General features: G+C 33.8%; 22 protein-coding genes. 15 read left to right on the plus strand and 7 right to left on the minus strand.

Going from position 1 to position 21,926, the window contains the following annotated elements:
- Positions 1 to 367 precede the first annotated feature (367 nt).
- The 3 genes from D1867_RS10305 to D1867_RS10315 are packed head-to-tail and all read right to left on the minus strand — an operon-like array spanning position 368 to position 3,014.
- Positions 368 to 1,045: an ABC transporter ATP-binding protein gene (locus D1867_RS10305; protein WP_338078039.1), complete on the minus strand. Its 678-nt coding sequence runs from the start codon at positions 1,043 to 1,045 to the stop codon at positions 368 to 370.
- A complete protein-coding gene (locus D1867_RS10310; protein WP_155864057.1) occupies positions 1,026 to 2,024 on the minus strand; it encodes a FecCD family ABC transporter permease in 999 nt (332 codons plus the stop codon). Before D1867_RS10310 ends, D1867_RS10305 begins: the two co-directional genes overlap by 20 nt.
- Positions 2,025 to 3,014, minus strand: a complete 990-nt coding sequence (locus D1867_RS10315; protein ID WP_240872227.1) for an ABC transporter substrate-binding protein — start codon at positions 3,012 to 3,014, stop codon at positions 2,025 to 2,027.
- A 186-nt stretch (positions 3,015 to 3,200) separates the two neighbouring features.
- Between D1867_RS10315 and vapB the strand changes: the two genes are divergently transcribed.
- The 3 genes from vapB to D1867_RS10330 all read left to right on the plus strand — a co-directional run bounded on the left by vapB (position 3,201) and on the right by D1867_RS10330 (position 4,850).
- Positions 3,201 to 3,413 (plus strand): type II toxin-antitoxin system VapB family antitoxin, encoded by a 213-nt coding sequence (gene vapB / locus D1867_RS10320; protein ID WP_155864059.1) that lies wholly within the window; start codon positions 3,201 to 3,203, stop codon positions 3,411 to 3,413.
- A 22-nt stretch (positions 3,414 to 3,435) separates the two neighbouring features.
- Positions 3,436 to 3,798 (plus strand): type II toxin-antitoxin system VapC family toxin, encoded by a 363-nt coding sequence (locus tag D1867_RS10325; RefSeq protein ID WP_338078130.1) that lies wholly within the window; start codon positions 3,436 to 3,438, stop codon positions 3,796 to 3,798.
- Between the two features lie 401 nt (positions 3,799 to 4,199).
- Positions 4,200 to 4,850, plus strand: a complete 651-nt coding sequence (locus D1867_RS10330; protein WP_205737151.1) for a hypothetical protein — start codon at positions 4,200 to 4,202, stop codon at positions 4,848 to 4,850.
- A 132-nt stretch (positions 4,851 to 4,982) separates the two neighbouring features.
- Here D1867_RS10330 and D1867_RS10335 read toward each other — a convergent pair whose 3' ends face one another.
- Together D1867_RS10335 and D1867_RS10340 are read right to left on the minus strand one after the other, a co-directional pair.
- Entirely contained in the window at positions 4,983 to 6,392 is a 1,410-nt protein-coding gene (locus D1867_RS10335; RefSeq protein ID WP_155864062.1) for a phytoene desaturase family protein, read from the minus strand.
- Complete coding sequence (locus tag D1867_RS10340) at positions 6,389 to 6,856, minus strand: sterol desaturase family protein (protein ID WP_155864063.1); 468 nt, start codon at positions 6,854 to 6,856, stop codon at positions 6,389 to 6,391. Before D1867_RS10340 ends, D1867_RS10335 begins: the two co-directional genes overlap by 4 nt.
- Positions 6,857 to 6,980: 124 nt before the next feature.
- Between D1867_RS10340 and D1867_RS10345 the strand changes: the two genes are divergently transcribed.
- The 3 genes from D1867_RS10345 to D1867_RS10355 are packed head-to-tail and all read left to right on the plus strand — an operon-like array spanning position 6,981 to position 9,348.
- The gene (locus D1867_RS10345; RefSeq protein ID WP_155864064.1) at positions 6,981 to 7,820 is read left to right on the plus strand and encodes a phytoene/squalene synthase family protein; all 840 of its coding nucleotides are present in this window, start codon (positions 6,981 to 6,983) and stop codon (positions 7,818 to 7,820) included.
- Entirely contained in the window at positions 7,790 to 8,488 is a 699-nt protein-coding gene (locus tag D1867_RS10350) for a lycopene cyclase domain-containing protein (RefSeq protein WP_155864065.1), read from the plus strand. Before D1867_RS10345 ends, D1867_RS10350 begins: the two co-directional genes overlap by 31 nt.
- Positions 8,473 to 9,348 carry a hypothetical protein gene (locus D1867_RS10355; protein WP_155864066.1) on the plus strand — a complete coding sequence of 292 codons (876 nt, stop codon included), beginning with the start codon at positions 8,473 to 8,475 and terminating at the stop codon, positions 9,346 to 9,348. Before D1867_RS10350 ends, D1867_RS10355 begins: the two co-directional genes overlap by 16 nt.
- 50 nt (positions 9,349 to 9,398) lie before the next feature.
- Here D1867_RS10355 and D1867_RS10360 read toward each other — a convergent pair whose 3' ends face one another.
- Positions 9,399 to 10,574 carry a purine-cytosine permease family protein gene (locus tag D1867_RS10360; protein WP_155864067.1) on the minus strand — a complete coding sequence of 392 codons (1,176 nt, stop codon included), beginning with the start codon at positions 10,572 to 10,574 and terminating at the stop codon, positions 9,399 to 9,401.
- A gap of 637 nt (positions 10,575 to 11,211) precedes the next feature.
- Between D1867_RS10360 and D1867_RS12260 the strand changes: the two genes are divergently transcribed.
- The 3 genes from D1867_RS12260 to D1867_RS12495 are packed head-to-tail and all read left to right on the plus strand — an operon-like array spanning position 11,212 to position 13,778.
- On the plus strand, positions 11,212 to 12,708 hold the full coding sequence (locus D1867_RS12260; protein WP_205737152.1) for a hypothetical protein: 1,497 nt from the start codon (positions 11,212 to 11,214) through the stop codon (positions 12,706 to 12,708).
- Between the two features lies 1 nt (position 12,709).
- On the plus strand, positions 12,710 to 13,138 hold the full coding sequence (locus D1867_RS12490) for a hypothetical protein (protein ID WP_240872229.1): 429 nt from the start codon (positions 12,710 to 12,712) through the stop codon (positions 13,136 to 13,138).
- Positions 13,139 to 13,154: 16 nt separating this feature from the next.
- A complete protein-coding gene (locus tag D1867_RS12495; RefSeq protein WP_240872230.1) occupies positions 13,155 to 13,778 on the plus strand; it encodes a hypothetical protein in 624 nt (207 codons plus the stop codon).
- A 132-nt stretch (positions 13,779 to 13,910) separates the two neighbouring features.
- On the opposite strand, the gene D1867_RS10375 is transcribed toward D1867_RS12495, so the two are convergent.
- On the minus strand, positions 13,911 to 15,008 hold the full coding sequence (locus tag D1867_RS10375) for an S-methyl-5-thioribose-1-phosphate isomerase (RefSeq protein ID WP_155864068.1): 1,098 nt from the start codon (positions 15,006 to 15,008) through the stop codon (positions 13,911 to 13,913).
- Between the two features lie 81 nt (positions 15,009 to 15,089).
- Here D1867_RS10375 and D1867_RS10380 point away from each other — a divergent pair, with 81 nt between their 5' ends.
- The 6 genes from D1867_RS10380 to D1867_RS10405 all read left to right on the plus strand — a co-directional run bounded on the left by D1867_RS10380 (position 15,090) and on the right by D1867_RS10405 (position 21,921).
- Positions 15,090 to 15,410 carry a heavy metal-binding domain-containing protein gene (locus tag D1867_RS10380; protein WP_155864069.1) on the plus strand — a complete coding sequence of 107 codons (321 nt, stop codon included), beginning with the start codon at positions 15,090 to 15,092 and terminating at the stop codon, positions 15,408 to 15,410.
- Positions 15,411 to 15,453: 43 nt separating this feature from the next.
- Positions 15,454 to 16,155, plus strand: a complete 702-nt coding sequence (locus tag D1867_RS10385; protein ID WP_155864070.1) for a hypothetical protein — start codon at positions 15,454 to 15,456, stop codon at positions 16,153 to 16,155.
- A gap of 28 nt (positions 16,156 to 16,183) precedes the next feature.
- Entirely contained in the window at positions 16,184 to 17,299 is a 1,116-nt protein-coding gene (locus tag D1867_RS10390; protein ID WP_155864071.1) for a radical SAM protein, read from the plus strand.
- 79 nt (positions 17,300 to 17,378) lie between these two features.
- Complete coding sequence (locus D1867_RS10395) at positions 17,379 to 18,278, plus strand: ABC transporter ATP-binding protein (RefSeq protein ID WP_155864072.1); 900 nt, start codon at positions 17,379 to 17,381, stop codon at positions 18,276 to 18,278.
- Positions 18,275 to 19,648, plus strand: a complete 1,374-nt coding sequence (locus tag D1867_RS10400) for an ABC transporter permease subunit (RefSeq protein ID WP_155864073.1) — start codon at positions 18,275 to 18,277, stop codon at positions 19,646 to 19,648. The genes D1867_RS10395 and D1867_RS10400 overlap by 4 nt, the downstream gene beginning before the upstream one ends.
- Before the next feature lie 377 nt (positions 19,649 to 20,025).
- On the plus strand, positions 20,026 to 21,921 hold the full coding sequence (locus tag D1867_RS10405; protein WP_155864074.1) for a 4Fe-4S binding protein: 1,896 nt from the start codon (positions 20,026 to 20,028) through the stop codon (positions 21,919 to 21,921).
- Positions 21,922 to 21,926 lie beyond the last annotated feature (5 nt).

Raw genomic sequence — 21,926 nt, forward strand, 5'->3', positions numbered from 1 at the left:
AGAAAAGAGGATTAGCTTAACAATAAGAAAGAATTACCTTAGGTTATTATTGTTTGCTTTCTCCGCCCTGTGACTGTCCCTTTGATTTCTTTCCTTTCTTTGCCATTTATGGTCTGAATAAATGTTGTGAAGAAAGAAGTTTATAAATATTATTAACATTGATTTTGTTAAATACTAATGATAAGTACTAAGGAGAAATGGAACATTCTTTTCATTATAATCTCCTTAATCTCTTTACATTAATGTAATCTATAATTCGCTTTTTATAAATATTATTCAACTTTCTCTTAATTAGAAATGATAAAAATTTAGATTTGTTTTACGTCTATCCGTAACGTCTATTTATAGAGATTAAAATGAATTCTACCTAGAAAGAACTCTTTACTACGAAAATTATATTTCCGTCTATCTCGTACTTCTTTATCCTTACTCCATAAACTTCGCTTAATACTTCTTCAGTTACATCGGAAGGTTTACCTTGGTATACAACTTCTCCGTTCTTTATTATAATAACCTTATTGGAAATATTAATGACGTCTAGCTCGTGAGAAGTTATTAAGAATTCCTTCGTTTTGCTAACTTCCTTCATTATATTCATTATCCTAGTTTTGTTTGCAAGATCAAGGTTAGATAATGGTTCGTCCATTATTACTAGGTCTCCCTCGGTTAAAGCTTTGCAGATTAAAACTAGTCTCTTTTCCCCACTACTTAAAGAATAAAATTCTCTATCTAGGAAATCTTCAACACCTAAAATCTTAGCATTTTCGATGTAATCATCAATTTTTCTTCTCTTTTCCCCAGAAAGCAACACGTCTTTAACTCTCATCTGTGCAGGGAAGAACTCAGACGGCACGTAAGATATTCTCTTATTAATTTGAATTTCACCCTCAGTAGGTTTTATCATTCCTATTAAAGTTCTCAATAAAGTAGTCTTTCCAGAGCCGTTAGGGCCAAGTATAACGTTTATTCCACCCTCAGTTGAAAAAGATATTCCGTGTAGGATCTCCTTATCTTCTAGCTTTACTTTAATACCCTTCACTAACACGACCCTTCACCAAGATGTAAATAATGATGGGAGATGCCAAAACTGAGGTTATTGCAGTTACTGGGATTACGAATCCTAAGGCACCACTGGCTATTATATTACTTAACATCATAATTGATGAACCTAAAATTGCAGAAAAAGGAATTAGAGTTGATGAATTTCCACCAATAGTTCTTCTAACTATGTGAGGTACAATGATTCCTATGAAACCTATTATTCCAACTTGAGACACTATTAAACCTACTATTATACTTAGGAATATTATCCACAACATTCTATATCTACTAGGATTTACTTTCTTTGCAAAGGAAAGCTCATCACTTATGTGTACTAAATCTAATTTTCTGCTTTCAATTATTGACAAGATAATTAATAAGAAAACCAGAGCGCCTAAAACCTCATCGAACTCGTAGCCAACAATTTGTATTTCTCCTAATAGCCAGAATAGTGGAGGAGGAACTTGCGGATATTTGTATTCTATTGCCTCCAATAACATTGTAAGCATTGATGAGAACAAATAAGAAACTACTACTCCTCCAATTATTATTCCATATACTCCGGTTTTCTTTCCTATGGCTAAAGTAATCAAGGTGGCCAAAAGAGAGAAAAAGAAAGCAATCAAAGGAGAAATATAAACCAACCAACTAAAGGGAAGATTAAAAGCTAAGAGAAAGTAAGCTAAGACTGCACCAAACGCTCCGCCAGAGGCTGTCCCGCTTACGTATGGGTCCATTAATGGGTTCCTAAGCAGGAGTTGCATTATTGCTCCAGCAATGGACAAGGAAGCCCCTATTAGGGCTGATGCAATAACAGTAGGCAACCTTATTTTAAAGAGAATAGTGTAATAAAATCCGTGAGGAGAAATAATCTCTTTGAACGGAATATAAATTTGCCCGTAAATTAATGATAGAATGAACGATATTGGAAATGAAAAAATCGTTATTATTATAAAAAAGAGAGTGAAGTAATTCTTTCTCATTTAAAACACCGGCAATTCTGGTTTAATGCAGTTGTATATCCAAGACCAAGTAATTTGGTGAGGGGCAGTGCCGTTAATTATATCGTGGAACAAGAGTACTGCGTAAACAGCCAGAGGTCCAGGTTCGTTTGTTAAGTAGGAAGAGTAGCAACAAAGGAAGTATATGTTTCCATCCTTATATGCTGTTACGTTTTGAATCCCTGGAATGTGAGATAATAAGTACTTAGTATATGAAATATTGTATACGACATTTACTACTAGAATATCTGGGTTTGCTTCGATAAGTTTCCCTGGGCAAAGTTCTTCGTAATTTACACATTCTCCAAAGGCGTTAATTCCTCCTCCTAATTGTATTAGGGAATTTATGAAAACGTTACCTCCTGCAGTCCAGAAATAATAATTAGGACAAATCCAGTCAATGTAAGCTACAGTTTTATTACCAGAGGACGAGAATTCTTGTAACTTAGAGTTCATCCAGTTTACGAGCTCTTTTGAAGCGTTAGTCTCATTAAAGTATTTACCTAAGGAGCATATGCAACTTTCAATTTGATAGAAGTTAGATGCGTAGTCTGCGTTTGTCAAGTATGTTTTTAAGCCGGCCTTTTGCAAAGAGTTTATGCACTCATAAAGTAAATCTTTTTCTCCTACAATTACTGTAGGATTAAGCTCAATGAGTCCGGAAATGTTTACTGGATAAATTTGCGGAAATACAGTAACATTACTAGGTATGCAAGAGGTCTTATTCACCAATTGTAGTATTGTGTATGAATACCGATCAAGTCCTACAATGTACTTCCCTAAACCTAAGGCTATTAGATCTTGTGTATCGCTAGGGGTTAATGATACTATTCTAAGTTTTACTGAGGAGGTTCCACTAGTGGTGGGGTATGTTTCATTAGCAGTTGTTGTCTTCTTCATTACTTCGTAAACCGCAATTCCCCCAATTACTACAAGGATTACGATTGCCAAACCAACAATTTTTAGATTCATGAGATACTTGTATAGCCTATCCATATTATAAAGTTAACTAAAAATAAAACCTTGTTTAATCAACTTTCACTGGAAATTTATCTTTAATGAAGTTTAACCTAACGTATTATTTACTTAAAATTCATAGAAGATAATACTTTTATTGAAACCTATAACCCTTAAAAATTGTACGTCACAATTTCTTGTATGAGTCAACTGATAAAGCTACCAAAAGATCTTAAGGAAAAAATGGTTAAGTATAATGTTAATTGGAATTCCATCATAAGGGAATTCGTTTCCGAGAAAATAGAGGAGTTAGAAAGACAAGAGCACGCAAGGAAAGCCATGGAAATACTCAAGTCGTTAAATTTCTCTTATGAAGGAGCTAAAGAGGTGGTGAAAAATAGGAATAGTAATTGATGGGACCCTCCTTTCTGCTGTTATATTAAAACAAAGCGATTGGGAGAAACTTGCAGAATTAATTCCTAATTCTTCAACCCTAGATATTGCAGTCATGGAAACGTTAAACGCAATAACTAATGCTAGGAAGAGGAAAGTAATAGACGAGGAAGTGGCAAATAAGCTTTTTGAAGCATTAAATGAATTTGCAAACTCAATGAAGATTTACGAGAGTAAATATTATCTCGAGAAAGCCTTTAAGCTAGCTATAAAATACGGAATAAATACTTACTCCGCATTATACTTAGCCTTAGCCGAGGACTTAAATTTGAGTCTTGCAACCTTAGACGTAAAGCAAGCCAAAGTAGCAGGGAAAATGGGAATAGAAGTAATTAACATCAAATAACCATAGTACCTTCATCACGTTTTTACGAACCTTTCAACTTCCTCTAGCTTGCGCTGGAGCCTTAACCTTATGCGAATATTACATTGCTCATTATCAGATATAGTACTCTAAACCTCTTTTCAGTATAAGCCTTGAGGCACAAATTACTTTTTCCGACGCTTGAATCTTTCTTTTCAAGATATTTCTCTCCTAGTAGTTCTGTTTATTTCTCTTTATATAGATTTACTTTAACTTCAGGGCAGAGACATAGGGAATGAGTAATACCCCCTCATCTTTTTTAAGGAGATCTTCCATTTGTTTTGGTACTTATATAAATACCTTTTAATTGAAAAATATATTGCTTATTATTAATCTCATGCACGTAGTTGAGAATTTTACCGGGTTTAATTTACTTTCTTTTGATGAGGAAACTAACAGTTGAGGAGTATTTTAACTCATACTTACCAAAGCCAAACGAGAAGGAGACTTATCTCTTTTATTTAATTTCTAGGTGTAGGGAGGCTAAAGAACAGGGGCTAAAGATAGATAAAGTGCTTTACAGGTTATGGGGTGTCGAGCCCTTAAAAGCTGTCAAAATATTATCAGCAATAAGGGATAACGTTGAGTTTGAAGTTAGGGGAATAAAAATAAGGAAAGAATGGATAAAAATAATGCATGTACTTAATCCTGTCAATATTTCTAAAGTATCAAAGGAGACAGTAATAAGGTATATGCATGAGTGCGAAAGAAAGCCTGATATTTCCATGATATTATACTCTGAGCTTCCTAGGCACATAGATTTTAAGATTTTCATGATAGACGTGGACTCTAAAGACCCTAAAGTGTTAGAGCAGATGAAGGGATTAAAGCCTAGGCTTGTTATAACTACTAAAAGGGGTTTTCATATCCACTTTTGGAAGGAGGATTTAGAAGATCCTCAGTTACTTTTTAAACTTAAGGACGTGGAAGTAAAGACTAGGGATTCGATAGAATACGTTCCGATAACTCAAGGAAGTTTTACTCCAGAGGCCTTTGAAATAAATGACGTGGAAGAAATAATCAATTTGATATAACTAAAAATTGAGAAGGAAGGAAAAAGAATCAACTTAAAACAAGCTTCCTATAGAGATGGGGCGGAAAGCCTCGCCCCTTACGGTAGACCCAAAATCATCTCCATGAAAATAAATCTATAGTGTATGAGCGTTCTATTTTTTAGACCAGTTTAATACTTTATCTCCCACGATCATGGCAGATATAGTTACCATCGGAACTCCTATTCCGGGCTGTGTATATTGACCAACATAGAAAAGATTCTTTAGTTTTCTGTTTTTCATGGGAAGCCTAAACGGACCTGTCTGATCTAAAGTGTGAGCTAATCCGAAGGCAGATCCCTTATACGCGTTATAGTCCTCTTCGAAATTCACAGCTGTATATATTTTTTCGTATTTTATTTGGAAGTTGCTTCTAGTCTTTGCCTTGAAGTCATCAATTACTTTCCTGACATAGACTTGATAATTTGGAAGTGAAAGCCCGGCGGGAGTTGGTATAAGAAATACTAAGTCCTTTCCCTTCAAAGAGCTGTCGGTGGCCTTCCTATAACTTACATAATAAGACATATTTTCAGGGTCAAGTTCTTTTCCCTTGGAAATTGAATCAAAGTGTAGTTTCCAATCTCCGTTGATAAAGATTCCGTGATGTGTAGCATTAATTTCTCCTTCAACTCCAACATAAGCTAAGATCGCAGACGGAGAGAGTTTTCTTCTCTCCCAGTAGGACTCTCCTCTCATTGTGTATTCTATAGGGAGCAGGGTATCAGCGTAATGATAATCCATATTAAATATGAACACATCCCCTCTTTCCACGTATTCTCCTGACCTAACAGAAATTACCTTATCGTTGTCCACGTCTATCTTATTAACCTCGCGATTGAACTTGAATTGAACTCCGGATCTCTTACAAGCTTCAAATAGCTTCTTTACGTATCCTGCAAATCCTCCTTTAGGATAGTAAACTCCCTTTCCGTATATTGCGTAATTTACCATTGCATAAAATGCTGGAATATTAAATGGAGATCCGCCAAGAAAAACTGAGGAGAAATCTAAAGCCTTCAATAAGAAATCGTCGGAGAAATATTTCCTGTTAAACGAATCCAAGCTGGTAAATATTGGGAACCTCTTTAAGTTTTTTATTATTGTTGGATCAAGGAAATCTGAAAATTTTACCTCCTTAAATAGAAATTTCTCCATGGCTAGATTATACATGAATTGAGTGTCTTCCAAGTAACTTTCAAAGTCCTTAAACTGAGAAAGGTCATCATAAAATTCCTCTTTTCTCTCTAGAACATTCAACTTCCCTGTATATAAAGAAAATAAAGGGTTAAGTTTCATTATTTGAGGAGGTTCCTCTCCTACCTCATGGAAGAATTTTTCGAAGACTTCAGGCATTAGATACCATGAAGGTCCCATGTCAAATGAGAATTCCTCATATGAGAAACTTCTAGCCCTTCCGCCAGGCTGATCTAACTTTTCTATTACAGTTACTTCCTCTCCCTTCTTGCTCAAATAAAGTGCAGTTGAAAGTCCTCCTATTCCAGCTCCTACTATTACTACTTTCATGCTTTCTGCCTCGCTTCTTCCGGTATCTTATCTATTCCTCTTATTACCAGAAGGAAACCCCAATTTCCTCTACCTTCGCGATGATGTACGTCGTGAACAAGTATTAACTCCCTAAAAGGTTGATGTTTTAAACCCCAAGAACGTAGATGTAGATGTCTATCATGTATTATCATGTCATGCACGAAAACGTAAGCTGCACCGTAAGCTGTCATTCCTAAAGCAACTGCAAAAGGAAGCGGATTTCCAGTTCTCAACCACTCAACAAACAAGAGTATTGCAATACCAGCGAAAATTATTCCAAATGCATCGTTCTTTTCAAGTTCAGCTTGTTTCTCCCTATGATGATCCTCGTGTAGGAACCAAAGAGCTCCGTGCATTACGTACTTATGAAGGAGCCTAGCTAAGAATTCCATTCCTAAGAAGGAGAGGACTCCAATCAAAGTGAGCTCTAACGTTTCTAACATATATTAAAGAGGAGAAAGATAGTATAAAAGGATTTATTAGTTGAATTTTAATTCTCCCTTTTAAACAACCGTAAGAAATTTCTTTACGCTATTACTTAATCTGGATATTTAGATAAATATAGCCATGGAGAATATACTTAACACCATTTTCAAGAAGTCCAGCACAACTTACTACAATAGCACGCTCCTATTCCCTCGAGAGATTAGGAGCGATGTTACAAAACTTTATGCCTTCGTCCGGGTTTTTGATGATCTAGTCGACTCTGTTCCACAGAAGGTAGAAGAATTTTACGCATTAAGAGAGTTATATTATAAGGAACTTGATAAAGGCTCTGGTGCAAATGTAGTAATATCAAACTTCGTTGAGTTAATGAGGAGAAAAGGATTTAAAGAGGAATGGGTTGAGGCATTCTTAAACTCTATGGAGAGTGACTTGAAGAAGAAAGTATACTATACGATAGACGAGACGTTAAGTTACATGTATGGCTCTGCGGAGGTAGTGGGCCTTATGATGATGAAAATACTTAACTTAAGGGACGAAGCTGCATACTATGCTAGAATGTTAGGTAGAGCAATGCAATATCTAAACTTCATTAGAGACGTGAAAGAGGACATGGAAATGGGAAGGCAATACTTACCTGTTAATGAAATGAAGGAATTTAAGGTTTCAAGTCTAGGGGAGTGCAACGAAGCATTCAAGGAATTCATTAGATTTAACTTAAAGAGGTATTTCTCCTTTCAAAAGGAAGCTGAAATAGGATACCAAATGATACCCGTTAGATATTTGATTCCAATTAAGACCGCCGCGGATATGTATAAGTGGACTGGAATGAAAATAATGGCAGACCCTTGCGTGGTAAATAGAATAAAGGTAAAACCCAAAAGGAGAAGAGTTCTAATTAGGGGTTTGTTTAATTTTATAGGTGTGCCAATTTGGAAATTAACATATTTCTACCGCATTTAGCATATGTTGAAATTGATTCAATGATATTTTTCCCTGCCTTGCTAATATCAATCCTTTTCAAGGTCAAAAGATACTATAAATCATTGGCATTCTCTATAGGGATAGTTGCCCCTCTTTACATAGTATGGGACTTCTTAGCTACTCTTAAGGGCTCTTGGAGTTTCAATCCTAAGTGGATCTTAGGTATTCGAATTATTGATCTCCCCATAGAGGAGGTCCTTTTCTTCATTGTTACGCCATTTGCTACCCTTTTAATATACGATTTTGTAATGGCTAAGGTAAGCGACAGGGAACTTAATTGGATTACAAGAAAATTGATGATATTAATAGCTTCGCTTCTTCTCGTAATAGACTTATTTTTGACACGCTTCTCATATACTTTCATAGTATTGATTTATGCGTCATTGTCAATTCTGCTTGTTGAATTCCTTGATCCTGAAATGTTCAGATCCAGGAACTATTGGATATTCCTTGGATTAACATATATTCCTTTCTTAATCTTCGACTATTTCTTGACTTCACTACCGGTGGTCATTTACGGTCCTCATTCAATTTTAGGGATAAGAATATTCACAATCCCAATTGAGGATGCAATATACTCATTTTCGATGATAAATTTCTATACTCTATTTTATAGAAGGGGTGTAAAGCTTTGGAATTCCGCATGATCGAGAACATGTTTTCAAGCGAAGATCCTTCAGTTGTGGAGAAAATATATTCCCTAGATAGGAATTCTATAATAGAATGGATGAGAAAAAGAGAAACAGCACAGATGAAAGTGTTTCAAACGGGTAATGATGATGTAGCTGTAGTGATACCTACGGCTGACGTTGAAAGTCAACGCGCTAAGGAATCAATGAGAATATTCTCCGGAGCTAAGATTGTAATGGTTGAAAGTAAAGGGAATTTCTTTAACTACGCTAGGAGCGTTAACAAAGGGGTGTCGGTAGCTTTAGAGAGCTCACCTCGTTGGGTCGTGATATCTAACGATGATGTTCACGGTATAGACAGCTTTAAGAAATTGAAGGACGAACTTTCAACGTCAAACAAGGGAATGGTTTTAGCTAAACCTTCTAGATACCATTCTTATAAGGTTTCTTTGATTGAGGTGAAACCATACTTCTTGAAGGGAATGTACTTTATTGGAAAGTTTATGAGAATACCCCCTGCAGAAGTTTACGGCTACCTTCAAATGAAATACGGTGCGAAGCTGGGAGTCAAAACCCTTACTATAATAGATTCAATGATAGGATTAATGAAGAACTTTGCTGGAGAAGTGAAAGATTCATTCATTAACGCAGGAAGCTTCATGGTTTTAAATAGAAGGGTGATAAACGGTAAAGTTTTCGATGAAACCTTCATAAATGGTTATGAAGACGTTTACCTTTCAATGAAGATGAGAAATGATATGGAAATCGTGAACTTTAGAATAGACGAGGAAAGGGGAGCTAGCCTAGGTTTCGGTAAGTTGAGATTTTATAGATCCTTCGTTAACGAAATATATCTTAACTATCTCCTTTGGGGATAGTATAATGATGGATAATTTAAGAATTTTATTTTGCAATATCTTCCACATTCTCAGAGAATTATATACATTATAATTGAGACTATGAGCATAATTATTTGAGAAACATCTATTCCTCCTAAAATACTTGATATTGGCCCTTCATAAGGTATTCCATACTGTTTAAGGTTCATGAAAGGTAAACCTAAAATTATAGCAGTGGCAAAAGATAACCATGCTATTTTCCAATCTTTTTTCTTCATTGTGTATGCTATTAATATGCCTATCCAAGGAGAAATCCAATAACCTAGACTACTGAGGAAATTTATCAGAAAGTTTAGAAAATCTTGATAAATGAAGTAAAAAATCACGAACCCTAAAACTCCTGCTATTAAAGTTGCTATCCTCTTATTCGTCTTAACTATAGACGTTAATGCTACTGTATTTGTATAGAGGTTTAACGCATCTGCTGATACAATTCCTAAAATCATTATTGCTACTCCTGCAATGGAATATTTACCTAAAACTCCTAAAACGTCAGCAATTGGCGAAGCCTTTCCTATTGCTAATGCGCTAAGATAACCAATATAACTTAACCAAACGCTCGGAATAGTTACTCCAAAGGATGTGTAAAGTAAAGATTTCTTTAGATTTAAGTTGATTCCTTTACTATAATCACTTGCATAAGGTGACCAGCTTAATATTGCACCGAAGGAAGTTAGGAAAACTAACCAAAAAGATGAAATTGAGCTTCCTGTAGGAGTATGTATACTCTTTGCTGTAACATCAAGTGTTACGAAAATTCCTAAAAGAATTAACAGAACGCTAGCGTAACTCTCAAATTTATGAATGAATGAAGATCCAAAAATTACTACAAATATATCAGTTATTACTATTATTATACCTCCTAATACTATATTATTTGTAAGTACTGAAAGAGCGAATCCTCCTAAGGTTACGTTGACTATAAACCAGCCTAAAGTATTGAGGAAGTTAAGAAATGAGAACGTCTTCCAACCCTTGTTAAACACGTCCTCAGATATCCTTATTTGTTCTTTATTGAATTTAGGCCCCATAGAAGTTGCTATTCCTAAGACTATAGAAGCTGAGAGGTTTCCTAACAAGAGTGAAATTATTGTTAAAAGAGGTGAAAGGCCTAATACTGCCGGTATTAAACCAATTGCATACTTTGCTACTGCAGTATTGGATGAGAACCAAAGCGTTAAGATCGAACGTGGTTTTACAGACATACGAACATGTGTTCCACATATATATTAAAATTATTCTAGGCTAAAATTGATTTATAGCCTATATGTATAAATAATAATGAGGAAGTAATGTTACTTTCAGTTCTTTCTTATTTTTAATCAAGGAAGTTTTTATGCAAAGCGGAATATATCTGACCTCCTGCACGCCCTAAACGGTAGACCCAAAATCACCTCCTTAGTGTAAATAAGCGTTTCTACCAGATGGAAAATTCTCTGTGAATATGTCACTTGAGAACAAGAGAATGAGCAATAGTCTAAACTCTTCCCTCCCCATCATCTCCTTGAATATGCAAGGAGTAGAGCACCAACACGCGAGTCAATCCAATGAGGTGGGGGAGCGGCTGCTAGAGATATAAGTCGTAGGGAAGTTTAAGAAAAAGGAAGTTAGAGACGAGGAATATTTAATGCAATAATGGTTTAAATTGTAAGTAAAGAAGTAATATTATTGTATATCAATTAAAATCTTAATAAAAGAATAATAAAATGTGTTCTAAGTACCTTTATTCTTCACATTGAAGCATAGACTAAGAACTCTCTTCTGTGCTTCGTACTTGAAATGCCTCATGATGGGTTGGAAACCTGTCGATAGTTTTTAAATACTTACTAACATTATTTTTATGTGGACAAGCTAAGATTGGAAATTATTCTAAGTGCGTTATTATTTATATCATCTTTCTTTCCTCATTATTGTTTATATTTGCTTACAATAATTTCATTCGGAATTCTTCTAAGATTAAAGTATTTCCCGCCTTTCGTTTCCTCAGTTTTGCTACTTTTTTCTCCATTTCATGCTCTAATAACTTTGCTCGCATTTCCTCTTCTCTATATAGATAGAAAATTCTCAATCTCTTTTTCCTTAGCTACTTTATTTTCCCTTTTAACCCAAAATTATCTTATATTATTTCTAGCTGGAGCATTGGAAAAAAGAGGACTGATAATTTCCGGGATTATGTTCTTGATATTAGGCGCATTAACGATGAATGAGGGATATAGTAACATTGCATATTTCCTCTTAATAGCGGGAGTAATTTCTGCAATAATTGAAGGCAAGATTTCCTTGAGGACTTCTGCAGTAATTTACTTGTCAGCATTGGCTTTTTACTTTAAATTATCATTCTTTATACCTGCCATAGTTTCTTTCTCTCCTTTAGTCTCATTATTATTTTCTCCTTTTTATCCATATTTTGCTATTATATCAATAAAATATGTGAGTAAATTCAGAAGACTAAAGTTCCTAAATTATGTACCTTCAGCTTTATCCTTTATTAATCCTTTTCTTTCATTTTCTTCGTTATACGATGCTATTATGAAGAGAGAGATTTTCCTTTACATTCTTTTACCTTTATTCTCATCGATATATTTTATTATGAAAGGCGAATATATTCAAGAAGAAATAATCTCTATTTCAATAATTTTCCTTTTTATTCTAAATATATTACGTGGATATTATAAGTTGATAATTTCATTTATTGATAAATATTCACAGTTTATTATCTCCCTAGCGCTGGATTTCATTGCATACAAATTCTTCCTATTTAATTTAGAAATTTTCTTAATAATCGTTTTATCATCAATTATAATATCTTTACCTAAATTGAAGACTAGTATATATCCGTTTTTTGCTTCAATAATGTCGTTAGTTAATCCTTTCGTTGGTCTTTCTGCAGTACAAAAGCTTTCTTCATTATTTGTATTTATACCTCTTTTCTTTTATATTGAGATGCATTATTCTGTATACTCTGTAATATTTTATATTATTGGAGCTTTTCTAGGAATGGTTTTTAGTGTAAGAGATTTTAACATAGGGAGAAACATAGTATTCGTTATATTTGCATTATTATTAACTCTAGATGATGTCCTGCTGAGGAATTATATTTATATTGCCTTCAGCCTAGTATCTGCAGTTTTAATATTGTTATTTAGACGTAATCTAAATATTTCAGAAATTTTAGCTTTATATTTTGCATCATTTCCTCTGTCCTTTATTTCTGGATTTTTCATTCTTCTTAAAGGTAAGCTCAATCTATGCATAATTTTAGTAACTGAAGCCGTAATCTCTGTACTAGTTCTTAAGATAGTTTCAATTACGTCCCCAATTTTAAGCCAGATTTTGTAATATGCTTGATGAAGACGTAAAGGAAATTTTAGGGATAATAAAATCTTATCCGTTAGTTATATATAAAATAGATGCAAACTATATTAATCCTCCTACTTATGAAAGCGACGAGCTTTATAATTTAGCAAAGGAGTTAGAAGATTTAGCTTATCCCACTAGAGAAAACGACTATGCAAAAATTTACTATAACTTCTTCTGTCCCGTCAAGTTAAAGAACTCTATAATAAGATTTATACCTATAGGTTTAGCTTATCTTAAAAAATACGATACTTACGAAATATTCATAAATACTAGGGGTAAAATAGAGATAAAAAGAGGAAATAAAGAAGCTGATAAATTTATTAAGAATTTATTATTAAGAGCGATATCTTTTTCTAAGTTTCAAATTAATAGGGGATTAATAATAACGACTGATTATATAGAAAGGTAAAGTCAAGCTAAAGTACGTGAAAGATCCTACAATAACTATTGAAGAAGCCAAGAAATTGCTGAAGGAATATAAGGATAATTTAAGCAGGAGAATTGAAAGAGATATAAGTCTAGGAGATTACCTCAGAACAGTAAAAGTTATTTATGAGGTACTAGGTTTTGATATCAGAGGTGAATTGAAAGACCTATATAGGCGTTACGCTGATGGAAGGGACTGTGGAATGATGGAATTACCTCTAGATGATGTAATAGCGTTTAAGAAATGGTTAAGCAGTGAATCCTCTTGTGGAGGTCATCCTTTTGAAGTTGTTAGAGGCGGATTAATTACTTATGGAATTCATTTATATCCTCCAGAAGGCGGCAGGTATGTTTTATCTCCAGGGGACTATTATGAGGAGTTTTACAGAGTGGTTAAGGAATTTTTAAGAAGGAAAATTCCTTTTAAGTCTCCTGAGTTGGTAAACGTATTAAAAGTGTTAACTGGCTTAGCGGAAGTTAAGGTTAATGAAATAAACGATTTTCCAAAGATGATTGTTCTTTATGAAGATGTAAGAAATAAGAGAAAGATAAAATGGGAGGAAATAGAGGAAGTTGAGTATAGAAGGGAGAAATTTAAGAAACTTAATTCTAATCTGTATTAATTAGCTATATTACTATAGAACAAGTTACAATATTATTATATTTTGTTATATTCTCCAATCATGAATGCATAAAGCTACAATAAGTATATAATTTAAAACTTTAATTTTAAAAATATAATAGAAATACAAATTTTATTTTTCAACAATTTTTCTTATATTTTTATCAAATGGAGGATATATTATTCCTTTCTCAGTTATTATTGCAGTAACATACTTTGGTGGAGTTACATCAAAGACTGGATTATAAACCTTAACTCCTTCAGGAGCAATAGGTATACCTCTAATTGTCCTAACTTCGTCAGGATCTCTTTCTTCTATTTTAACGTCATCAACCCTGCTCTTTAAGTCAAAAGTAGAGATAGGTGCTAAAGCATAGAACGGAATTCCCAGCTCATGAGCAATTACTGCCTCTTTGAAAGTGCCTATTTTATTAAAAACATGACCATCAGATAATATCCTATCTGCCCCTACCATAACGCTATTCACCATTCCTTTATACATAACAAGTCCTACAGCAGTGTCGGCAATTAATGTTACTGGAATGCCGTCAGTCATTAATTCATAGACTGTAAGTCTGCTTCCTTGTAGCCAAGGTCTTGTTTCTGGTGCAATTACCGAAACCTTAATTCCGAGCATGTGTGCAACCTTAACTGGCGCTAAAGCAGTTCCTAATCCAGTTCCAGTAGCTAAGCCTCCAGCATTACATTGCGTAAGTATCGTATCTCCGTCGTTTATTTTTTCTAAGCCATATATTCCCATCTGTAATTCTGCCTCCAGTTCGTCATCGAAGACCTTTTTAGCATCTCTTTTTAGGAGTAATATTAGCTCATTAACGCTCTTAGCTTCTCCTTGTTCTATGTACCTATTTGCGTTGTTTAGCATATTTGAAGTAGCCCACGTTAAATTGACTGCTGTAGGCCTTGCTTGATCCAGAACTTTTTTAGCTTTAGTTAATTTTTCTATTGCTTCTTCTAACGTTGAAGGAGTATCTGAAGTTAATGCTGTCACCATTCCGTATGCTGCAGTAATTCCTATTGCAGGAGCTCCTCTAACTTTCATGAGTTTTATTGCAGAAGAAATTCCTTCTGGATCTTTTAATTCTATATAAGTAGTTTCAAAAGGTAAGGCAGATTGGTCTAGGAGGGTTAAAGTATTCTTATCATCATTCCATATAATTGGCTTTAGTTTAGGGTTAAAGTTCTCTTTTAGTTCCTTTAATGAGACTTTCATGAATATACTATTTAACGTGGGATTAAATTTTTAGCGTAGATAAACGTAATTTTTATAATCTATCAATGTAAAATAAATTATATGTCTCAGCAACAAGAAATTTTTGCCACGACAGCTGATGAAATTCCTGGATATATGGTTATACAAATATTGGGAATAGTTGTCGGAACTTCTCTACTTTATAAAAAATTTGATTTAAATAAAGAAGAAGAAGCTAAGAAGTTCTTAGAATTATCTGAGAAGGCTAGAATTGTAGCTATGAACGAAATGATAAAAAAAGCGAAGGAGTTTAATTCTAATGCTATAATTTCAGTTAGATTCGATTCCCATAGAATTAACGATGAGTATGATGAAATAATAGCTTATGGTACTGCAGTTAAGGTTATTAAAAATATACATTAAACTTTCGGGTTCCACTTTCCTTTATAAATGAATAGAACTCGTAATGATAGGTAGAATACTTGTATCATCAGTACTCATAACACTAATAGGCTTAGGAGTAATTTACTTTACTCTTTCCAGCTTATATTCCTCGTTATGTTATGCTAAAATAATTCAATTTAATGAGTTTACATATAAATATGTTAAGTATAATGCCACAGAATTCTTATATAACGGCTCAGTATTTCTCTGCTACTCTATAAATGCTAGTAAATTAGTATACGTTGAAGGAATTTTAAATTGTGGTTTTAAAGAAATTGTTAAAATATGTAAGTTAGTTTACGGCTGTTTACGATGTTTCAAGAGAATTCCCGGAATAGCTAATGTAACGTATTTAAAAATATTGATAGGCAATTATTCAGAATTCAAGTGTGTAAAGCCTAGAATAGAAAATGCGATAATAAAACTTAAGGGAGAGATACTAAATTGCGATTCGATTTTGAAATACATTGTAACAAATTGCGGTAATGTTCCAATATATTTATTAAAACTGTATGTTCATATAATTTGTGAAGAATATGTAAAAGAAGGAAATAAGACCGTGACAAAGTATGTATACAAAGACTATAATATAAATATATATAATTGGTTGAATCCGGGCAAAATTTATAGATATTGTACGTTAATATGTAAGTTAGTCTGTGCATCAATTACCTTATGTTATAAGGCTCTATGTAATACCATGTACTCTACTGTTAACACATAATAATGCGTTTAAGAAAAAGAAAATGCATATGATACTTACAGCAGATGAAGCAACATTTTATTCTCTCTCGCCATTACCAGAAAGAATTCTACCAATTGCAAGAAAGAATAGATATCCTCCCTACGGTTTGAGAAAAATAGAGGCGATTACAAATTCTATAATACTACCACCGTCAAAAATTAGAAAACCAGATATTCTCGGGATTTATGTTAATGACCCGTTAGCGTTAACTCAGCCTTCCTTAGCAATAAAAGAGGCTTTCGGCGAAAATCCGAGGTTCTATTATTCTTTCCAAAAATTTTCTGCAAAAATAAGAGAACTTAAATCAAGATTTAAATTTAAAGTGATCGTTGGAGGTCCAGGGGCATGGGAATTAGTGGAAAAGAAGGAAGATTGGATTGATACTATAGTAGTTGGCGAGGCAGAAAACGTTATTCACAAGGCTATAGCAGAGGATGGTATAATTATAGGAACTCCTGCTGAAAAATTTTACCCAATTAAAGCTCCATCAGCAATGGCTGAAGTTGAAGTTATGAGAGGAAATAGGAAAATTCCCAGGGAAGTAATACTGAGTGAGATGAAAATTCAGTCTATCCAAGGTAAAGTAAATTTGATTTCTCCTGACCTTTTCTCCTACGGCGATGAGGAGGAAATAATTTCCTTATTGAAAATGTCGTCTAAATTCGGTAAGGTATTCTTTAATCAAATAAGCTTGAAAGGAATTAGTAAGGTAGACTTAAGGCAAGTGAGTAGAATATTAAATCTTAATGAGAAGAATTATAGAACTCCAGTACTTAGCAAAGAGCCTGGAGTCTGTAACGTTAAAGTAGAAGGAGACGAGATTAAGGAATTAAATAATAATTTTATTTATCCAATGATTTTTATTCCTTCAGATTCTATTTCCTCGCTTGAGGGCTACAAAGCTTTAGTTATACCTTTACCCAATGAGAGAGATGAATATTATGAGGCATTATATAAATCTTGGAATATAAGCAGAAAAATTATTAAAAATAGAATAATAATTTCATTAGTAGATAAGATCATTTTAAAGAATAAAGAGACAAAAGGCGAATTTTTGAGAAAATTAAACGTAAGAAGTCCTATTTTTCTCTTACAGTTATTCAGTTTATTGCTCAAGAGTTAATGAATGAAGTTTTGTAATATTCTTAAAAATCATATCATAATACGGTAAACTTTTAAATTATGCTTATGAAAATGATTTTATGATAAGAGTAGAAAACCTAGTTAAGTTTTATGGGAATTTTCAAGCTTTGAAGGGGGAAAGTTTTACAGTTAACGATGGCGAAATAGTAGGCTTTGTTGGTTTAAACGGCGCAGGCAAAACTACGACCATTAAGATTGCAACTGGTGTTCTTTATCCTACTTCTGGTGACGTAGTTATAGACGGATATAGCATAACTAAGGATAAGAAAAAGGCCTCAGAAAATGTAGGTTGGGTTCCAGAACTTCCAATTTTTGAGCAGGACGTAAAAGCTTTAGATTATTTTGTTTATATTGCAGGATATTACAAAATTCCTACAAACGAAGCTAGAAGCATGGGGAAAAGGCTGTTTGAGGAAGTAGGTCTTTCAGGAAGAGAAAATGATAAATTAAAGAACTATTCTCAAGGAATGAAGAAGAGGTTTGCCTTAGCAGTTTCTTTAATTTCTAACCCAAAGAATTTCCTATTTGATGAGGTACTTAACGGATTAGATCCGGAAGGCATACAGTTTTTTAGAAATTTAGCATTAAGGCTGAAGAAAGAAGGGAAGGCTATACTATTTTCCTCTCACATACTTTCAGAAGTAGAATCTTTAGCAGATAGAGTAGTGTTTTTGCATAAAGGCAAAATAGTTAAGGAAGAAAGAATGGAAGATTTAAGGAAACTAGTTTCCACAAACGCTTTAAGGGTAATTCTCAATTCTCCGTCAGAGGAAGCACTAAAGGCTTGTAAGGATTTTGGAGAGCCTACATTAAATAACGGAGTAATAATAATACAGAACTTTAAGGGAGATCTAGAGGACGTTGTAAGAGCGTTAAAACCTTACGGAATACTTGATATTGGTTATGTAAGGCAGGATCTTGAAAGCTTGTTCTTCCAAATAATTGGTGGCAATCAATGAATCCCATCATTTATGATTTTAAAAGGTCCTTCTTTAGATTATCTGTTCTCATCTTTTTAGTAGTATTTGCCGTATTAGGCATAGGAATAGGTTATTTAGTTTATAATGCGTCAATAGCAAATTTACCTCGATCTTCATATTATGATTTGAATTTTGTCGGAGTAACTTTTAATTATAATGGAACAGTTATAATTTGCGGATACGTGTTCGATAATCAAGGTAACCCGTTAGTAGCTACGGTAGAGTTGTTAAGTCATACTGGCAAAGTCATATCTATAACGCAAAGTAACTCCTCAGGATTTTTCGTTATTCAAGGTAGTAATGCAAGCTGTATAGCTGTTAAATATTCAACTTATCAAGAAAAGGCTAATATAAGTTCATCTGAGGCATACAAGACCATAAGTATTACACCTCAACAACCATTTCATATAATTTATAATATAACAGAATTTTACAATTATAAATCGAATAGTGGTAATATTCTAGTAATAATTACTGGAGTTAAGGGTTGCGTGGGAAAATTAATTCTTGTCAGCATTTTTAAAAGGGGCATACTTAATTTAACCTTCTATAACGAGAGATTAAAAACCATAGGATCTTGTACTATTAACTATTCCTCTTATATAACTATTACTAAATTAAAAATCAAACCCGGAACACAATTTATTTCCATAGAAGGTGGAAATGCCCCGGCATTTGGATTTAGAACTATGCTTGAATACTATCCTATACCGTATATAGAATACGCAATTAACCAAGGCGTTATTTCAACCTCTTCCTTATTCCAACTATTCTTCCCAATAATAATGATATACCTAGCTTACGTACTTTATTCCAAGCTTATAGATGGCGGAGCAGTAGAGTTTATAATATCGAGACCGTTAACTAGGGCAGACTTTTATCTAACCAGGCTTACCAGCGGATTATTAACTGGAGTAGTGACTAGTATTATATTTAGCTTGATAGTAGGTGATACCTTTTCAGCTTTAGTACATTATTTTCCAAGCTTTGTAGTTAGTATGATGATAATAGAATTAGTTTCAATTCTCAGTTTCTATTACATACTTTCTTTCATGTTAAGCAATTTCATTAAATCTGCGTCAGCAACCCTTGGTATTTCAATAGCATTATTTTTCATTATCAGAATAGTTGAAGGGCTATTGCCAATATTTTTACCGACTAACGTAGTAAATATAGTAGGTTATTACGTAAATCCCACATCCATTTGCTCTGTTGCAATGTACTTATCAACTCATTTAACTTTAGCAGGAGCACCGTTTAATTTAGGAATATCTATAGCTGCACAGTTAGCTTGGCTTATAGGTCTATCATTACTGGGGTACTTAAAGTTCAGAAGGATGGATCTCTGACTTCTCTTAAAGATAAAGGCTTTTCTTTGCCTTAGTTGCAGTTTTAGTAATTTTGTCTCTTTTTATTAAAGGATAATAAAGTAAAGCTGAAAAGAATCCTAATAAGATTAGCTATTAAAGATAATCATTCATTAAAAACCTGCATAAGAAGAACCCAGTACTCTGCTTAATGCAGATAACATTCCGTAAATTCCTATCTCTCTTCCTCTTATATCGTCTCTGGATGATGAGGAAGAAATATTATATACTCACTAATTCTTGATTATGTTGTACAATAACTAAATAAGAATTAAATCTAAATATAAAGGAAATAATCATAAAAAAGTTATATAGATTTAGTAAGAAAAATTTATAAACATAGGTACGCATTTTTTATCATGAACAATTTCCTTCTCCTCTTCGGAATAGCGTTCTCAATGCTTGTCGTAATGATTTACGTAATTTATGAAGTAGAGAAATGGAAGAGCGAAAGAAGAGTACTTACAGCTTTATACATTGAAGGAATGATGTTAACAATGAACATTGGTGCTTACCTTTATATCGCTTACCATTGTCTATTCTATTTTCTAATAATTAACGGGGCTTATGCATTCCTTGGTTTATATTCCATCCTTTCAATTAAAAGTATAAGGAGAAGAGGAGTTATTTACGCGATCTTTTCTCTATTTATGGTTATTTCAGAGTTCTTCATGGGTTCACTATTCGTAGTTCTGCAAACAGGGAAGCCAGTTACGATAGATTCTTCCGTAGAGAACGTTTGGTTTGTGAGCGTAATGCTTGCAGAAATGTCCTTTACTTTCTATTTATCCTTCAGAAAATTAGATAAAATTACTAGAAACTATCTTCTTTCACTACTTTTATTAATGCCTTGGTTCCCTGCACTCTTCCCCAACGTTGTTATACCTTTCTGGGCTTCAGCAATAATAATGATAGGAGCAACCATAATGATATATGAAACGCTTTATAATCAAAGGCTAAGGGCAAATCAAGAGACCTTTACAACAATGGAGTTAATGGCAATATATATGTTAATGATGCTAGGAGAGTTCTTGTACTTTATTTATTCAACTCTTGTAGTATTCGACGTTTCAATGATGATAGCCATGTCTTGGTTTATCTTTAGGTCTCTAGCGGGTCCAAATTCGATAAAAGGAAACTATTTAAGGAATTCTAAATTAGCTTTTGGAATAATATTCCTAACCTTCGTCATGGAATTCTTTATGGGAGGGACACTGGATTTCGTTGAAGGGGTATTTTCTCCCGGAATAAGCGGTTTCATTTCAAGTTTATCGTTACCTTGGTTGCCGTTAAATAATGTACAAGGTGCAATATGGGATTTCATAGATATAGTTGGAAGCGTGCTAGGTAGTGTATGGTTTTTAATAATGATGGGGATAGAAATGGGATTCTTAGCTTTTAAGAAAATGATGGAAATGCACGTCAGGGAAGTTAGAGTAAGGATGATGTTAATGATAATAGCTTATGCTATTTACTCAATTTATATACCTACCTTCTCTCCAATATCTTCTATTTCGCAATACGTTCCTTATTTATGGTCTATGGGAATAGGAACTATTGCTCCGGTAAGTAATTCCGTCCTCGTCGGTCTAATAGGTACTTACGTGGTATATGCAATACTCTCTTTCTTGTTCGGTAGTAGGAATTTATGTGCAGTCACTTGTACTGCGCCTTTAATGTATCAAGGAAACTTTTATGACGCGTTAAAAGTGTATAATAGAACTTCAAGGCTTGGAAAGAAGACCTTAACTTCTAAGCTTTCTCCTTGGTATAAAGCAATAGCCTTAGGGGTTTCGATTTTCGTATTGGCTTCTGCAGTTATATCTTACCTAAACAGCGAGGGAGTCATACATTTTACGGTATATGGTGTAGATATTACCTTACTTATATACTTTATCTGGTTTGACATAATGTGGTATATTCTCTTCATATCTATTCCTTTCCTAGGAACTTTCGCTTGTGTAACTACTGGCTATTGCTACTGGGGAGTATTTAATCAAGCAGTAAGCAGAATAGGATTATTTAGGCTAAAAGTGAAAGACCCTCAACAGTGCTTAAATTGTAAGACTGTGGACTGTGCAAATGCTTGCCCAGTTGGGCTTACTGACATGAGGGCTTACTTCATAAAGAATGGAGAGTTCAAGTCAATGAAATGCATAGGCATAGGAGAATGTGTAAACGCTTGTCCTTATGATAATATCATGTTCTACGACGTTAGACATTGGTTAAGGGAAAAATTTGGTAAAAGTAAGTAGTTGAA

The organism is Acidianus infernus (assembly GCF_009729545.1).
Classification (GTDB): Archaea; Thermoproteota; Thermoprotei_A; order Sulfolobales; family Sulfolobaceae; genus Acidianus; species Acidianus infernus.

What these genes read in the sequence shown, in the direction of transcription:
- D1867_RS10405 (WP_155864074.1), top strand. Translation starts at nt 20,026, where the DNA reads ATGAACAATTTCCTTCTCCTCTTCGGAATAGCGTTCTCAATGCTTGTC.
- D1867_RS10395 (WP_155864072.1), top strand. Translation starts at nt 17,379, where the DNA reads ATGATAAGAGTAGAAAACCTAGTTAAGTTTTATGGGAATTTTCAAGCT.
- D1867_RS10335 (WP_155864062.1), bottom strand. Translation starts at nt 6,392, where the DNA reads ATGAAAGTAGTAATAGTAGGAGCTGGAATAGGAGGACTTTCAACTGCA.
- vapB (WP_155864059.1), top strand. Translation starts at nt 3,201, where the DNA reads ATGAGTCAACTGATAAAGCTACCAAAAGATCTTAAGGAAAAAATGGTT.
- D1867_RS10340 (WP_155864063.1), bottom strand. Translation starts at nt 6,856, where the DNA reads ATGTTAGAAACGTTAGAGCTCACTTTGATTGGAGTCCTCTCCTTCTTA.
- D1867_RS10385 (WP_155864070.1), top strand. Translation starts at nt 15,454, where the DNA reads ATGATAGGTAGAATACTTGTATCATCAGTACTCATAACACTAATAGGC.
- D1867_RS10400 (WP_155864073.1), top strand. Translation starts at nt 18,275, where the DNA reads ATGAATCCCATCATTTATGATTTTAAAAGGTCCTTCTTTAGATTATCT.
- D1867_RS10390 (WP_155864071.1), top strand. Translation starts at nt 16,184, where the DNA reads ATGATACTTACAGCAGATGAAGCAACATTTTATTCTCTCTCGCCATTA.
- D1867_RS10315 (WP_240872227.1), bottom strand. Translation starts at nt 3,014, where the DNA reads ATGAATCTAAAAATTGTTGGTTTGGCAATCGTAATCCTTGTAGTAATT.
- D1867_RS10345 (WP_155864064.1), top strand. Translation starts at nt 6,981, where the DNA reads ATGGAGAATATACTTAACACCATTTTCAAGAAGTCCAGCACAACTTAC.
- D1867_RS12490 (WP_240872229.1), top strand. Translation starts at nt 12,710, where the DNA reads ATGCTTGATGAAGACGTAAAGGAAATTTTAGGGATAATAAAATCTTAT.
- D1867_RS10330 (WP_205737151.1), top strand. Translation starts at nt 4,200, where the DNA reads ATGAGGAAACTAACAGTTGAGGAGTATTTTAACTCATACTTACCAAAG.
- D1867_RS10380 (WP_155864069.1), top strand. Translation starts at nt 15,090, where the DNA reads ATGTCTCAGCAACAAGAAATTTTTGCCACGACAGCTGATGAAATTCCT.
- D1867_RS10360 (WP_155864067.1), bottom strand. Translation starts at nt 10,574, where the DNA reads ATGTCTGTAAAACCACGTTCGATCTTAACGCTTTGGTTCTCATCCAAT.
- D1867_RS10310 (WP_155864057.1), bottom strand. Translation starts at nt 2,024, where the DNA reads ATGAGAAAGAATTACTTCACTCTCTTTTTTATAATAATAACGATTTTT.
- D1867_RS10375 (WP_155864068.1), bottom strand. Translation starts at nt 15,008, where the DNA reads ATGAAAGTCTCATTAAAGGAACTAAAAGAGAACTTTAACCCTAAACTA.